Source organism: Trichococcus pasteurii (assembly GCF_900112935.1).
In the GTDB taxonomy this organism is placed as follows: domain Bacteria; phylum Bacillota; class Bacilli; order Lactobacillales; family Aerococcaceae; genus Trichococcus; species Trichococcus pasteurii.
On the sequence record NZ_FONM01000002.1, the window covers coordinates 206,404 to 220,041 of the forward strand.

Annotated in this window: 14 protein-coding genes; 4 read left to right on the forward strand and 10 right to left on the reverse strand. The window is 45.9% G+C overall.

Annotated elements, in window-relative coordinates; genetic code table 11:
• Positions 1 to 121: 121 nt before the first annotated feature.
• From pyrR to lspA, 3 genes are all read right to left on the reverse strand, one after another.
• On the reverse strand, positions 122 to 661 hold the full coding sequence (gene pyrR, locus BM184_RS03320) for a bifunctional pyr operon transcriptional regulator/uracil phosphoribosyltransferase PyrR (protein WP_086941439.1): 540 nt from the start codon (positions 659 to 661) through the stop codon (positions 122 to 124).
• 173 nt (positions 662 to 834) lie between these two features.
• Positions 835 to 1,740: an RluA family pseudouridine synthase gene (locus tag BM184_RS03325; protein ID WP_086941440.1), complete on the reverse strand. Its 906-nt coding sequence runs from the start codon at positions 1,738 to 1,740 to the stop codon at positions 835 to 837.
• A 34-nt stretch (positions 1,741 to 1,774) separates the two neighbouring features.
• Positions 1,775 to 2,245, reverse strand: a complete 471-nt coding sequence (gene lspA, locus BM184_RS03330; RefSeq protein WP_086941441.1) for a signal peptidase II — start codon at positions 2,243 to 2,245, stop codon at positions 1,775 to 1,777.
• Between the two features lie 262 nt (positions 2,246 to 2,507).
• On the opposite strand from lspA, the gene BM184_RS03335 reads away from it, so the two are divergent.
• Both BM184_RS03335 and BM184_RS03340 read left to right on the forward strand, forming a co-directional pair.
• Entirely contained in the window at positions 2,508 to 3,887 is a 1,380-nt protein-coding gene (locus tag BM184_RS03335; protein ID WP_086941442.1) for a polysaccharide deacetylase family protein, read from the forward strand.
• Positions 3,887 to 5,134, forward strand: a complete 1,248-nt coding sequence (locus BM184_RS03340; RefSeq protein WP_245830503.1) for a putative glycoside hydrolase — start codon at positions 3,887 to 3,889, stop codon at positions 5,132 to 5,134. Before BM184_RS03335 ends, BM184_RS03340 begins: the two co-directional genes overlap by 1 nt.
• A 75-nt stretch (positions 5,135 to 5,209) precedes the next feature.
• On the opposite strand, the gene BM184_RS03345 is transcribed toward BM184_RS03340, so the two are convergent.
• The 7 genes from BM184_RS03345 to BM184_RS03375 form a co-directional block, all read right to left on the reverse strand.
• Entirely contained in the window at positions 5,210 to 5,842 is a 633-nt protein-coding gene (locus BM184_RS03345; protein ID WP_086941443.1) for a copper homeostasis protein CutC, read from the reverse strand.
• A gap of 77 nt (positions 5,843 to 5,919) precedes the next feature.
• Positions 5,920 to 6,417, reverse strand: coding sequence for a mannose/fructose/sorbose PTS transporter subunit IIB (locus tag BM184_RS03350; protein WP_177208521.1), 498 nt, complete (start codon positions 6,415 to 6,417; stop codon positions 5,920 to 5,922).
• Positions 6,418 to 6,485: 68 nt separating this feature from the next.
• The gene (locus BM184_RS03355) at positions 6,486 to 6,866 is read right to left on the reverse strand and encodes a DUF956 family protein (protein ID WP_086941444.1); all 381 of its coding nucleotides are present in this window, start codon (positions 6,864 to 6,866) and stop codon (positions 6,486 to 6,488) included.
• 127 nt (positions 6,867 to 6,993) lie between these two features.
• Complete coding sequence (locus BM184_RS03360) at positions 6,994 to 7,920, reverse strand: PTS system mannose/fructose/sorbose family transporter subunit IID (protein WP_086941445.1); 927 nt, start codon at positions 7,918 to 7,920, stop codon at positions 6,994 to 6,996.
• A 17-nt stretch (positions 7,921 to 7,937) separates the two neighbouring features.
• On the reverse strand, positions 7,938 to 8,738 hold the full coding sequence (locus BM184_RS03365; RefSeq protein ID WP_086941446.1) for a PTS mannose/fructose/sorbose transporter subunit IIC: 801 nt from the start codon (positions 8,736 to 8,738) through the stop codon (positions 7,938 to 7,940).
• Positions 8,739 to 8,759: 21 nt separating this feature from the next.
• Positions 8,760 to 9,746: a mannose/fructose/sorbose PTS transporter subunit IIA gene (locus BM184_RS03370; protein ID WP_086941447.1), complete on the reverse strand. Its 987-nt coding sequence runs from the start codon at positions 9,744 to 9,746 to the stop codon at positions 8,760 to 8,762.
• Between the two features lie 209 nt (positions 9,747 to 9,955).
• The gene (locus BM184_RS03375) at positions 9,956 to 12,832 is read right to left on the reverse strand and encodes a sigma 54-interacting transcriptional regulator (RefSeq protein ID WP_086941448.1); all 2,877 of its coding nucleotides are present in this window, start codon (positions 12,830 to 12,832) and stop codon (positions 9,956 to 9,958) included.
• Between the two features lie 191 nt (positions 12,833 to 13,023).
• Between BM184_RS03375 and relB the strand changes: the two genes are divergently transcribed.
• Together relB and BM184_RS03385 are read left to right on the forward strand one after the other, a co-directional pair.
• Entirely contained in the window at positions 13,024 to 13,245 is a 222-nt protein-coding gene (relB, locus tag BM184_RS03380; protein ID WP_086941449.1) for a type II toxin-antitoxin system RelB family antitoxin, read from the forward strand.
• Positions 13,245 to 13,514 carry a type II toxin-antitoxin system RelE family toxin gene (locus BM184_RS03385; RefSeq protein ID WP_086941450.1) on the forward strand — a complete coding sequence of 90 codons (270 nt, stop codon included), beginning with the start codon at positions 13,245 to 13,247 and terminating at the stop codon, positions 13,512 to 13,514. Before relB ends, BM184_RS03385 begins: the two co-directional genes overlap by 1 nt.
• Positions 13,515 to 13,638 lie beyond the last annotated feature (124 nt).

Below are 13,638 nucleotides of genomic sequence, written 5' to 3' on the forward strand. Positions count from 1 at the left end.
ATTATTTTCCTCCTTAATTTTGACAAAATAAGGTGATCTAAAAAAATGCGATGGAGCAAGCTTCAAAGCAAATTCTTCTGGGTCTCTCGGGACACAGTTAAAGAATCACCGACCTATTTGTTTACGCTCTGATCAATGTAACTTTTTCGATGCCGTCGACTTCATCCAAACGGACGGAAATCTGTTCCGCCTGGGATGTCGGAATGTTCTTGCCGACGTAATCCGCCTTGATCGGCAGCTCCCGGTGGCCTCTGTCGATCAGGACCGCGACCGTGATCCGTTTCGCTCTCCCCAAATCCATCACCGCATCCATGCCGGCCCGGATCGTGCGGGCGGTGAACAGGACATCATCCACCAACACGACATGTTTGCCGGTAACCGAAAACGGAATGTTCGTTTCGTGCAGCACCGGATTTTCATTCGTGTCGCGGTGCACATCATCGCGGTAAAGTGTGATATCCAACTCGCCGACCGGAACCTCGATGCCTTCAAAATCTTTGATCCGTTCCGCGATGCGCTTGGCCAGGTAGATGCCGCGCGTTTTGATGCCCACCAAAATCAGGTTCTTGGTGCCATCGTTCTTTTCCAATATCTCATGTGTGATGCGGGTCAGCGCGCGTTTCATCGTCTGGGCATCCATGATTTCGATTTCTTCTGCCATCTCCACTACTCCTTCATCGTCAATAATGAAAAAAATACCCTTATGCATGTGGGCATAAGGGTACAGTCACGTGACGCTATACAAAATGTGATGCACCTTTTAGCCTCTCTGGACTATTTTAAAGGTTCCTTCAATATTACTGTAATGATAACGAATAGAGCCGTTGCTGTCAATCAGTTTTTGCGCAGTTCCGCCAGTTTTTCGCTGTAGAAATCAGGCAAAGGCGCTTCGAAGTGCATTTTCTCACCCGTTGTCGGGTGGATGAAGCCCAAAGTGGCCGCATGCAAATATTGGCCGTGACCGCTTAGCGTTTCAGCAGGTCCGTACATAGGGTCTCCAGCTACTGGATGGCCAATGTATTTCATGTGGACGCGGATTTGGTGAGTCCGGCCGGTTTCAAGGCGCAGCTTCAGCAAAGTGAAATCACGGAAACGCTCGATGACCTCAAAATGCGTCACTGCCTTTTTGCCGCCGTCAGCGACTGTGCGTTTTTTGCGGTCAATCATCATCCGGGCGATCGGCGCATCGATGGTGCCATCTTCATGCGGTATCACGCCATGGACCAAAGCAAGATAGGCCCGTTCCATCGTATGGTTCTCCAGCTGCTCGGCCAATTTCTGGTGCGCTTCGTTCGTCTTCGCGACGACCAATAAGCCGGATGTATCCATATCAATGCGGTGAACGATCCCAGGACGGATATTGGCCGTGCCGTCGGATAGCGAGTTTACGTGGAACAACAAGCCATTGACCAAGGTGCCGGAAAGATGACCTTTGGATGGATGGACAACCATCCCTGATGGCTTATTGACGACCAACAGCGCATCGTCTTCGTAGATGACATCCAAGTCAATGTCCTCCGGTGTGACATTGATTTGTTCCGGTTCCGGAATCGTCAATTCCAGAAGATCCCCATCTTGGACCTTATAATTCGATTTGACGGCTTTGTCGTTCACCATCAGATTGCCGTCTTTGATCCATGCCTGAATCTGCGAACGGCTCGTGCCGGTCATGAAATCCGCCAAAATCTTATCGATCCTGCCGGTTTGACCATCAATATTAAAAACAATTTTTTCTGTCATCTTCTGAATCCCACTTTACTTTAGCTTATTTTTTTTACTTATTTTTACTTCTTTTTACTTCTTCCTCTTCCATGAAAAGGATATAGATCGTCATCAGGATGACGCCTATCGTCAAACAGACATCCGCCACATTAAAAATCGGAAAATCGATGAAGTCCAGACGGAACATATCCACCACATATCCCAACCGCATCCGATCGATGAAATTGCCGAGAGCACCACTCAAAAGAAAAGCATAGCTGATGCCCACGATTTTTTTGTCGAATCCCTGCTTATGCGCATTATAGACCATCGCACCCACGACGACCACTGTGATGATGAAGAAAAAGAACATTCTTCCTTCAAAAATACCCCAGGCAGCACCTTCGTTCTGGATATAGAACAAGGACAAGATACCCGGTATAACTTCTTTTACTTCATGTAATGCAAAATTATTTACGATGGCAATTTTGCTCCACTGGTCCAGGACCAACAGCAAGATGGCCATTATATAATAGATAATCATCCGACAGCCTCACTTATTCTGAAATTAACGTTTTTTACGTTCCTTTTGCCTCTATCTATTGTAAACTAATTTTTCGAATTGTATAGTCATTGATTCCGGCATTTCCGTTTGTTGGTGCATCGATCATAATTGCCGCGACTATCGTTTTAATGTAAATTTAACAATTTTCTGAAGATATTGCGTTCAACCTTGATAATCAAGCGCCATTTTCGGTATAATGAAGCTTGTATTGTTATATATCACGTAATAAAGGAGCTTGTTTATGTTGAGAGGTAAGAAGATTGCATTAGTTTTTGCCGGTGCTCTGGTATTGTCAGCCTGCGCAGATCAAGTTAAGGAAGCGTCAGAGACAATCACCCAGATCAAAACCGAGGAAACCGAAATTGTTGCCCAGTTGAATGAGCTGCAACAGTTGGAGACTGCGTTACAGAAAACATTCGATGAATCATTGGCAAGCGATGAAGAATTAAAGACTTTCAAAGACGGCTCCGCTGCCGTATTCAGCAACCTTGAAGATCGCCGCACTTTAGTCGATTCAATTGAAAGCGCTTTGGAAGGATTGGCCGAGACTAAAACCGACTTCGTTGCATTCGACGAAGAAACCTTGCCGCTGGATCAGATGCAGGCGATCGGTGAAACGCTGGATTTGTTCAGCGAAAATTCATTGGCTTACCTGGCTGCCTATAGAGACAGCTTGGATCAGGAGGAAGAACTGTTGACTGGTTTTGGAGCAGATGATTCCACTTTTGACACATTCTTTGCGGGCATCGAAGCGATCAACCTGACTGCCGAAACAAACCAAGCAAACCTCTCCCCCGTCGCTGAGAATTTGACGACTTTGGATGCACAATTGGTTGAATTGGAAGCAGCCATCGCCGCAATCGGCAAGGAAGAAAGTACAGAAACAGACTCTGCTGCCGGTGCTGCGGAATCCTCAGAAACCGCCGCTGCCGAAAAGCCAGCAAAAAAAGCTGAGCCCGTCAGCTATGAATATCAAATCAATCCGGAGATTTCCACAGTCCAGCCGATTGCTGAGGACGGCAACACGCAAGTCGCTTTGCTGACTTTCGACGATGCGCCGCAACAACCGAACAGCTACACAGTGGAAATTGCCAAGACCGTCAAATCGAAGGATGCCAACGCTATTTTCTTCGTGATGGGACAATTCCTGACGAACGAACAGGCGCGAGAAGACATCAAGACCGTCTATGACATGGGCTTCGAAATCGGCAACCATTCTTATTCGCATCCTGATTTCCAATCTTTGACCTACGATGAGCAACTGGAAGAAATCAAATCGACAAACGACCTGATCGAAGAGATCACCGGTGAGCGTCCGCGCTTCCTGCGTGCCCCTTACGGACAGTACAATGACGACACCATAGCAATCGCCGCAGCAGAAGGCATGACGATCATGAACTGGACCTACGGCTATGACTGGGTGGAAGAATACATGGAAGGCACTGCTTTAGCCGATGTCATGGTGAACTCGCAATACCTGGGAGACGGCGCGAACTTGCTGATGCACGATCGCCCCTGGACAAACGATGCAATCGCCGCCATCATCGACGGCTTGCGCGCGAAAGATATCACAATCGTGGATCCGAACGTGATCGAATCACCTGAACGGGAGGAAATGTAATGATGACCTATTTTAAACAGACACTCGCTGCCGCCAGTTTATTGTTTTTCCTATCCGGAACGACAGTAGCTTTGGCCAGCGAAACCGAGAGCACTGCTGCAAGCGAAAACGCCACTGCAGAAACAACAGCAGCCACTACTACAAGCACGCTGACGCTGCGCCAAGGTGCCCTTTTGAAGACCCCTACCGCCAAGGAACTGCCGAAGAAATTTTTCTACGACAGCGGCGTCGAAATCGCTTATCCGGCTGACGGCGTCAAAGGCATCTATGTGACAGCCTACTCGGTCGGCTATGAAGAAAAATTCAACAAATTGGTCGATTACGTCGATTCGACCGACCTGAACGCGATGGTCATCGACATCAAGGACGACATGGGCGTCGTGACTGCGGATTTCAAATCCGATGACACCCACATCCAGGAAAACACGGAAGAGTACATCCCGGATATTGAAGAGCTGATGGACGTGATGGAAGAGAAACAAATCTATCCGATCGCCCGCATCGTGACCTTCAAGGACACTCTGTTGGCCAACGAACAGCCGGAAATGTCCTTCACCGAAAGCGATGGCTCTGTCTGGGTCGCTTCCAACGGCGAATCGTTCATCAACCCGTTCCTGAAGAAGACTTGGGATTATGCAGTCAATGTCGGCATCGAAGCCGCTAAAGTCGGATTCAAGGAAGTCCAGTTCGACTATGTCCGCTTCCCGGAAGGCTTCGAAGTTTGGGGAGACACATTGAATTATGACATGGGCGACTACGCCGACTTGGAAATGACCAACGACCAAAAACGTGTACAAGCCATCACCGACTTCACCGCTTATGCGAAAGAGAAACTGATGCCTTATGGCGTGGATGTATCCGTTGATATCTTCGGCTATACAGCCTCTGTCGTCGAAGCATCCGGCATCGGCCAGAACTTCCCGCAGATTTCCGAAAATGTCGATGTCATCTCCTCGATGATCTACCCGAGCCACTGGGGCACCGATTACTTCGGCATCTACAAGCCGGATCTGTATCCGTATGAACTGGTTGCTGAATACATGAAGGTCGAAAACGAGTTGCTTGCAACACTCGAGACACCGCCGATCAGCCGACCATGGCTGCAGGACTTCACCGCTTCTTACCTGGGTTCCGGGTTCTACCAAACCTACGGCAAAGAACAAGTCGATGCCCAAGTGCAGGCACTGTATGATGCCGGCGTCAACGAGTTCCTGTTGTGGAATGCGCTGAATAACTACACTTACTAACAAGAGCCTAACGAAAAGCTCGGCCGGGAAATTTTTCCGGTCGAGCTTTTTGTCGCCATTCATTAATCTGGATTCCTACACAATTCGTGTCCCATGTACTTCGGTGAATGCCAAAACTTTTTCAAGGTCTGCCAGATTGTCTTTCGTGATGCCGCCACCCGGCATGACCGTCATGTCTGGACTGATTTCCGCAAGTTCGGCAATATGCGCTGCATTATCGAAAATCGTGTTTTCGGTTGGACCGCCATGCGTCAAAATCCGTGTAAAACCAATTTCTTTCAACCACAACAATGCGTCTTTTTGCTTATCTTCCGGTATTTGATCAAATGCCATATGGAAAACAAGTTCAATCCCATTATCGATGGCTAGCTTGGCGATTTCTTCCAAAAATGGTTTATCCAATTCGTCAGCTGCGGTTAATGCTCCTACCGCTATACCATTGGAATGCAAGCCGATTATTTCTTCCAAATCCCGCATCATGATGGCTTTTTCCGTTATAGAGTAGACAAAATCTCCGCCTCGTGGTCGCAGTATCACGATGATGGATACATCTTTGTCGGAACAATACTCCGTGGCAATTTTGATGACGCCAATGCTTGGTGTCGTTCCCCCTACTGCCAAGTTGTCACAAAGTTCAATCCGTTTGGCCCCACGTTCAATGACACCTGGGACGTTCGTAAAATTTTCTACACACGCTTCTTTTAACATTCCATCACCTCAAGGTTACTGTACCTAAAAAAGCACAAAGCTGTTCTATTCGCTTCGTGCCTTCTTTTAATGAGCGCCTATACTAAGCCTTCTTTTTTCAGCACTTGCATGAGATCTACTTTATTGTCAGCGACGACCTTCCTAATATCCAAGTGGATGCCCTTATAGTTCAAGTACTCAAAAGCCTGAATATCACGTTTGTCGACCGCTACTGCGTTTGTGATCATCTTCTTACCATCCGAATAGCTCATGCTGCCGATATTGACGGAATCAATTTGAACGCCCCTTTGCACGATTCGTGCGATATCGGTAGGATTCGTAAACAAGAGCATCGCGCGGAATTGATTGAGCGTATCATCAAAGTAAATTTCGATAAACTTTTCTACTGGAATCACATTGACCTTTACACCTGGTGGAGCGACCTGACGCAAGAGCGTCTTTCGCAGATGATCCTGCGCCACCTCATCACTGATGACAATAATCCGCTCTGCTTTACTTTGCTTTGTCCACACGGTTGCCACCTGCCCATGAATCAAACGATCGTCGATTCGGACTAATCGAATATCCATTGCCACTTCAAAACCTCCTTAACACGCTCTTCCAGCAACCGCCAAACATATGCATCTCAAATTCCCGCTGCTATTCAGGATGCTTTCTTTTTGAACATGTGCTTGAAGGCATTCTTCAAAACATCGAAGAAACCCAATGATTGAACCATGTGATCTGGACTTACATAGAGCCGGATCGCACGTAGCACGTCTTTGGGATTTTTTGCTGAAAAAGTATACGTACCGTCTTTTTTTGTTTGAAGCGCAAAGCGGGGAATCCACTTTCCTTTGAACATCACGGATGCCAAGACATAGTCGACCTCTTCCCAAGGGATTTGAATGAATTTTCGCGGATCACGATGATGGTAAAATTCAAACGCTTTATCTCCGATCATAATTTTCCCATAGTCTGTCAAACCCATATAAGAAGTACCATCCACTGCCATATCAACCTTTGTATTCAGGGATTCAACCATTGCATATGCCCCTCTCTCATTTCGTCTGGTTTGAGTATAATATATACTCTTTACTTTTTACAAGAAAAACAAGGCTCAGGCCTGTTTGCCTGAGCCTCATAATCGTCATTTTTGATGCATCCGAAAATTATAGCAATCCGATCAAGCGTCCGCCGATACCGACAACGAACAAACCAAGAATGATCACGATTGGAGAAACTTTCTTCTTCAGTAACCACATGCATAGGAATGTCAACAGCAATGCTGCCAATCCAGGTATCAATTGATCCAGGTTGTTCTGCAGGGTAGTGACTTTTGTGTCAGTCAGTGACAAACCTGAAGTGTACTGTGTCAAAGCTTGCTGGATACCGGCAGTGCCACTCGGCAAGTTTTCCCAATCGATAAATGCGCCTTCTGAAAGTTTCACTGAAGAAACGGTTGGAGCAAACGAGATGGATACCCAACGTTGCACCAAGGCAGCCAATACGAACATCCCAAGAATGGAAGCTCCTTTTGTCAAATCTTGCAGTATTCCGCCAGACAAATCCTCAGTGATTTTTGATCCAGCTTTATAACCGAATTCTTGGGTGTACCACATGAATCCCCAACGGATAGCGTTCCATGCAACAAAGAATAAGATAGGTCCTAAGATATTTCCTGTTAAGGCCAAGGATGCACCTAAAGCCCCCAGAATTGGACGAACTGTAAACCAGAACACAGGGTCACCAACACCGGCAAGAGGTCCCATCATCCCGACCTTCACACCTTGAATCGTAACATCATCTACTGGAGCTCCGTTTGCGCGTTCTTCTTCCAGAGCCAGCGTTACTCCTAATACTGGAGATGCCACATATGGATGTGTATTGAAGAATTCCAAGTGGCGTTTCAATGCTAGGACGCGATCTTCTTTTTCTGGATAAAGTTTCTTGATTGCTGGAATCATTGCGAAAGCCCAGCCACCGTTTTGCATCCGTTCATAGTTCCATGATCCTTGAATGAAGGTGGAACGCCAAGCAACCGCTAATCGATCTTTTTTAGTTAATACGAATTTTTTTGCTACCGTATTTTGTGTCATGTTTGCAGTCTCCTTTCCTAATAGTCGTTGAGAATAGAATCAAGTGGATCGCCAGTATTGCCAGAACCGCCATTACCGGAACCGCCCATTTTAGAAAGGTTCAAGTAGATCAAGGCCATTGCAACACCTAGGGCTCCTAATGCGATCAACGTCAATTGAGATACAGCGGCAACGACGAAACCAATGATGAAGAATGGCCATACTTCTTTAGTAGCCATCATATTGATTACCATTGCATAACCAACGGCTACGACCATACCGCCACCGATTGCCATTCCATCAGTCAACCAACCCGGCATTGCTTCCAACCCAGAACGGACAGCGTCTGCAGGGATGAACAGAAGCATTGCAGCAGGAATTGCGATACGCAAACCTTGCATGGCAATAGCCCCAATTTGAAGCCATTCAATCTTGCGATAGTCGCCTTGTTCTGCAGCTGCGTCCATCAAATGAACGATCGGAACAGCGAGTGTACGAACAAACATCGTCAAGACTAATCCAGCTACAGCCAGAGGAATCGCAATAGCGATAGCGGAAGATACGCCATTTACGCCTTGACCACCCAAAACTAAAATAATTGCCGATGCAACAGAAGCAAGTGCCGCGTCAGGGGCTACAGCTGCTCCGATATTTGCCCAACCTAATGCGATCATTTGTAATGATCCGCCAAGAATAATACCAGCTTCAAGATTACCTGTGACAAGTCCGATAAGTGTACATGCAACGAGCGGTTGATGGAATTGGAATTCATCTAAAATGCCTTCCATCCCGGCAAAGAATGCCACGATGATGACTAGAATAATTGAAACGACTGACATAATATACCTCCTCTTTTCTTGTTATGCCTTAGCTAATTCTTCTTTAGCTTTTTTCAGCAACGCATCCATTTTTTCCGATGAATCATTCGGAACTTTCCGGACATCAAATTTAACACCTTTTGCTTTCAATGCTTCAAATGCTTTCACATCTTCAGGCCCCATTGACAAGACCTTATTCACGACAACCTTGCCGACTGAGTGAGCCATTGATCCAACATTCAACTCCTCAATCTTCACGCCGCCTTCAATTACCCGAACGACATCTTGCACATTTTCAAAAAGCAAGAGGGCATGGGTGTTCCCAAAACGAGGATCTTTCGCAATCTCAATCATTTTTTTGATTGGAATCACATTGGCTTTGACTCCTGGCGGTGCTGCTTGCACGATCAGGTTTTTCCGCAATTCATCTCTTGAGACATCATCCGAAACCACGATGATCCGATTTGTTCCAGCTGATTTCGCCCACGTTGTTGCTACTTGTCCATGAAGCAATCGTGAATCCAATCGAACTAAAGCTAACTTGATTTTTCCATCACCAACGACTGTCCCTACAGGAAGGTTGCCTTTTGGTTGTTGCCCCTTAGAAGCCGCTTCCACTTTCTTTGGCTCTAAACTTTCTGGCTTAGCTCTTACGCCATCCTTCGCTGCTGGAAGAATTTGTGCGGCAATCTTTTGTGCCGAGTCACTGCTTAGGCGTGCAGCGTACGCTTCGATGACCATTGGAAGGTTCATTCCGGCAATAATCGCCCATGTGTCTTTATGTGCTTCAAAAAGACTGTTGGCTTGATTGAACGGTGTTCCGCCCCATAAGTCGACTAAGAACAACACTTCCTCTGGGTTGTCAAAGGACGCGATGGCCTCTTGCATCTTTGCTTTGACATCGTCCGGACCTTCGCTAGGCGCCAAGGTCACTGCTTTGACATTTTCTTGTTCGCCGAAAATCATCGAAGCGGATTGCAGAATGCCTTCAGCGAAATTCCCGTGACTTGCTAGGATAATTCCTACCATTTGTATACCTCCTATTGAATATATTTTATGACTGTTTGGATAAATAGCTTAGCAGGCCATTTACCAGACACTATACTATATGCAAAAAGCGTGCCAACTTAGTGTATGGCCCGTTTCTTCGGATAAAAAAGCTAAAAAAATACACTAAAACACTTAGTGTCTTAGTGTATCGATTGTTATTTTTTGTTAGTGTATGCGATACTGTATCGTTATTCTTGATAAGCCAACAATTGTTGTAGATAGTATACTTCATCTTTCGGCATTTCAATTTGAAAAGTGCTGCTGAGGAGATTTAAGGATTGTTCCAGCTGCTTAAATGTATCGGACTGTTCGGTCATTTCCAGTTCTTCAAGCGGTGCAATCAATGTATCTTGGCGCAAGGACCGCTCAAACATTCCCGCGAGGTGCATCAGAAGATTGATTGCTTGGGAATAATTTTCTTCATTCTTCAATAAGGAAGAACTAAACTTCCACAAAGGTTCGATCAGCTTTTGCGGATTCAAGAAAGTAAAGCTTTGCGTCATGTATTCCACGCATATCTGCTTCGCCTTTTCCAATGTCAACTCGCTATCATCATAGGATTCGGCCTCTTCCACTAAATAGTCCAATACTTTTTCGGCATCTCCGTTGAAGAAATGTTCCATTGGAATGTAAACGGCATCGATTTTTGGTTTGACGATTCCTGTTGTCGCCAGGATTTCATACTCCTGTTGCAAGTTTGCCAATTGCTCATCCATTTCGATTACCGAAATCGGCAGTACCTCGATTTCCACATCAAAATATTTCTCTAAATGCTTGTCGATGATCTCCTTCATCTTTTGCGCGGTTCCTTCACCCGAAGCGCAGATCGCAATGATTGCCTTTTTGCGCTTCAAGGTGTGCCCGTTCTCTTCTCTGGTGGTCACGCTGCTGCCTGCATAACCACGGAAAGATTGGAGCGACCGATAAATTTCATCAAGTGTCGTTTCAACAAGATCTGTCTTGCGTACCGTTTCCAAAACGATTGGCGTTGTGACCATGTCGATCGTTTTGACTTCAATTCCTGTTTTTTCGGTGATTTTTTCGGAAAAAGTCGCCAGCGAGCCCATATCGACCAACAAAATGACTCCGCTCCCTCGATCGATTTCTTGGACACAATGAATAATTTTTTCGAGGGCCACTTGGGGCTTCATCTCAAGAGGCATATCTACAGCGCGAATATTGTCGACCCCCAACAGTGTCGTCACAACCTCGGCCATGCTCGTTGCTGTACTCCTGCCATGGGCGGCAATCACAACACCCACTCTACCTGTGACCTTGTCTTGCTTTAATGAAACCAGCAGCAAAGTCAGATAATAGGTCTCCACCTCAGGGATGTTGATGCTGTATTCTTTTTGCAGCTCTTGTTTCATCCATTTAGCGACCGTAAACTCTTGGGGATAATCTTCCACCATATTTTTGATGCTTGCATGGAGCGTCCGGCTGTTTTCGCCTAATTGGATCCGTTTTAAAAACGAACTGATATGCAGACTCATCGCATAGACGAAATTCCGTTGGAAGTGATAATCCAAATGATCTTGGGCATACTCAAACATACTCTTTGCAAAGCGAATAATGCGTTGATCAATGATTTCCGAAAGTTTTTTCTCCGTGTCAAAGGTCAAACCCGTATCACGATAAAAAGACTTCAGATGGACATTGATGTCGGTCGTAATGTAATGGTTGATAGATTCCTTATCAAGCCCTTCTTCACGCAGAAGTGCGGCCTTATTTCCGATGATTTCATACAGATTATAAGGAAGCTCATAGGAATCGCTGATCAGTTGGCTTTCCGCTCCTTCATTCGGCACCACCTTCAGCACGGGCTCCAGTATCCGAGTGAGTTCATTCAAGCGCTCACGATGATTATTCGCCAGATTCATCAGACCGTTTTGGATCTCTGGGGTCAGCTCATCCAACGTAATCGATATTTCATCTGAATTCATATATTTCAAAAAGGCCCGCGCACAAACAAGCTGGACATTCGATTTCAGCTGCCCGACATTTCCGTAGGTTACGCTGCCAATCAATGCCTTCACTGCATCCTGTTTCACGTGGATGCTTTTTTGGATTCGATTGGCTTCGATCGAGACCATCCGCTTCAACAAATCCAGCTGTTCCGCAATCGGACGTTCTGAAAATTGCGGTAATTTAATGACGATCGGAATGCGTCGCACAAAGGTCTGAAGCAAACTGGAAGCGGGATCTTCCGTCGTAGCACAAACAAGACGGACATTGACTTTATTGGCTTTATCGGTTTCGCCTAATCGATTATAAGTGCCGTGATCCAGTAGATAAAAAATCATTTCTTGCCCTTCAGGCGGCAGGCGGTGCACTTCGTCCATAAAGAGCATGCCGCCGTCTGCCCGTTGGATCAATCCGTCCGTCGTTTCTGTCGCTCCTGTAAAAGCACCCTTGCGGTATCCGAACAAATGGGCCATCAATAACTCAGGATTGTGCGCATAGTCGGCACAATTGAATACAACCAGTTCCTTATCAGCTGCGAAAACTTGATTTGCTTGCGCGAAACGAAACATCGCATGAACAAAAAAGGTTTTCCCGCTTCCTGTCGGTCCAGTGATCAAGCAGCTTAACCCTTTAGGAGGATAGAGGATCGCCGCCTTTGCCTGATCAACTTGAGTCCGCATACTGTCATTTGAACCGATTACATTCGCAAACACCTCATTATTTGTTTCACGGTTGCCCGCATGCTTTCCTTCCCGGGTTGCGGGAACACGAGAAATGTCAGAAGCAGGGCCGCGCGTTTCACTGGTTGGCCTTGAGGTTGGTTTGGGCTGGTCTTCTTTATATGTATGCACCTTTTTTTGCGGTTGCTTATTCCATTTCAAAGAGTGATCCGCATATCTGACCGGTCGTCCAAAGGATTTGATTAGTTTTCCCTGACGCACGAGCTCATTTAAGTCGCTGCTTGCATTGGGCCGTATGATCTGAAGCTCCGTCACAACTTCCTGAGTCGTCACGCCTTCGTTCCCCTGCTCAAAAGCAGCTTCTGTACACTCCTGCGAGCGGATTTTTATATACTCGTAGATTCGGTCTATTCGTTTCATCCAGATGCCTCCTTTTACTTCATCACCCTAAAAGTACCATAATCCCGAAAGAAACGAAAGCGGAAGCTTACGAAATGTGCCGTTCCACAGCCTGCTTTTCACCAGGTTGGCAAATATCCCCAATGGGCTTTCAAAACATTTGAACAATAGCCGCATTTGTAATACAATGTACATACAAAGGAGTGATTATCATGAGCACGATATCATTACGCATGGATGAAGAAGAAGAAAAATTAATCAAGGAATATGCGAAAGCCAAAAACATTACGATTTCTGCTCTCTTCAGGAATGCAGTATTAGAAAAAATCGAAGATGAAATTGACCTAGACCTTTACCATGTCGCCATGAAACAACACATCGAGAACCCTCAAGTTCTTTCTTTCGATGAAATGATGAAGGAATTAGATTTCTGATGGTGGCATTTAAAGTAGAATTTGAAAGCAGCGCTCAAAAGACATTGAAGAAAATGGATCGTTATCAAGCGCAAATCATTTTATCTTGGATCAAAAAGAATCTGGTGGATACGGAGAATCCCAGACAACACGGAAAAGGACTTGTCGCGAATCATTCCGGTGAATGGCGTTATCGGATTGGTGATTACCGTCTGATTGCAGACATCAATGATGATACAATCACTATCTTAGTTCTTGAAATAGGCCACCGGAAAGATATCTACAAGTAACAGCAAAAGGTGCAGCATCCCTTGACGGAAACCAAGGGGTGCTGCACCTTATTTTTGTTGCCGGTAACGCCCTGGGTACCGATAAGTGTCGAAATTGTCGAACGTAGGCAGGATATTCGACAAT

Excerpts from the sequence above, each read along its gene's own strand:
- pyrR (WP_086941439.1), bottom strand. The coding sequence starts at position 661 with ATGGCAGAAGAAATCGAAATCATGGATGCCCAGACGATGAAACGCGCG.
- BM184_RS03325 (WP_086941440.1), bottom strand. The coding sequence starts at position 1,740 with ATGACAGAAAAAATTGTTTTTAATATTGATGGTCAAACCGGCAGGATC.
- lspA (WP_086941441.1), bottom strand. The coding sequence starts at position 2,245 with ATGATTATCTATTATATAATGGCCATCTTGCTGTTGGTCCTGGACCAG.
- BM184_RS03335 (WP_086941442.1), top strand. The coding sequence starts at position 2,508 with ATGTTGAGAGGTAAGAAGATTGCATTAGTTTTTGCCGGTGCTCTGGTA.
- BM184_RS03340 (WP_245830503.1), top strand. The coding sequence starts at position 3,887 with ATGATGACCTATTTTAAACAGACACTCGCTGCCGCCAGTTTATTGTTT.
- BM184_RS03345 (WP_086941443.1), bottom strand. The coding sequence starts at position 5,842 with ATGTTAAAAGAAGCGTGTGTAGAAAATTTTACGAACGTCCCAGGTGTC.
- BM184_RS03355 (WP_086941444.1), bottom strand. The coding sequence starts at position 6,866 with ATGGTTGAATCCCTGAATACAAAGGTTGATATGGCAGTGGATGGTACT.
- BM184_RS03360 (WP_086941445.1), bottom strand. The coding sequence starts at position 7,920 with ATGACACAAAATACGGTAGCAAAAAAATTCGTATTAACTAAAAAAGAT.
- BM184_RS03365 (WP_086941446.1), bottom strand. The coding sequence starts at position 8,738 with ATGTCAGTCGTTTCAATTATTCTAGTCATCATCGTGGCATTCTTTGCC.
- BM184_RS03370 (WP_086941447.1), bottom strand. The coding sequence starts at position 9,746 with ATGGTAGGAATTATCCTAGCAAGTCACGGGAATTTCGCTGAAGGCATT.
- BM184_RS03375 (WP_086941448.1), bottom strand. The coding sequence starts at position 12,832 with ATGAAACGAATAGACCGAATCTACGAGTATATAAAAATCCGCTCGCAG.
- relB (WP_086941449.1), top strand. The coding sequence starts at position 13,024 with ATGAGCACGATATCATTACGCATGGATGAAGAAGAAGAAAAATTAATC.
- BM184_RS03385 (WP_086941450.1), top strand. The coding sequence starts at position 13,245 with ATGGTGGCATTTAAAGTAGAATTTGAAAGCAGCGCTCAAAAGACATTG.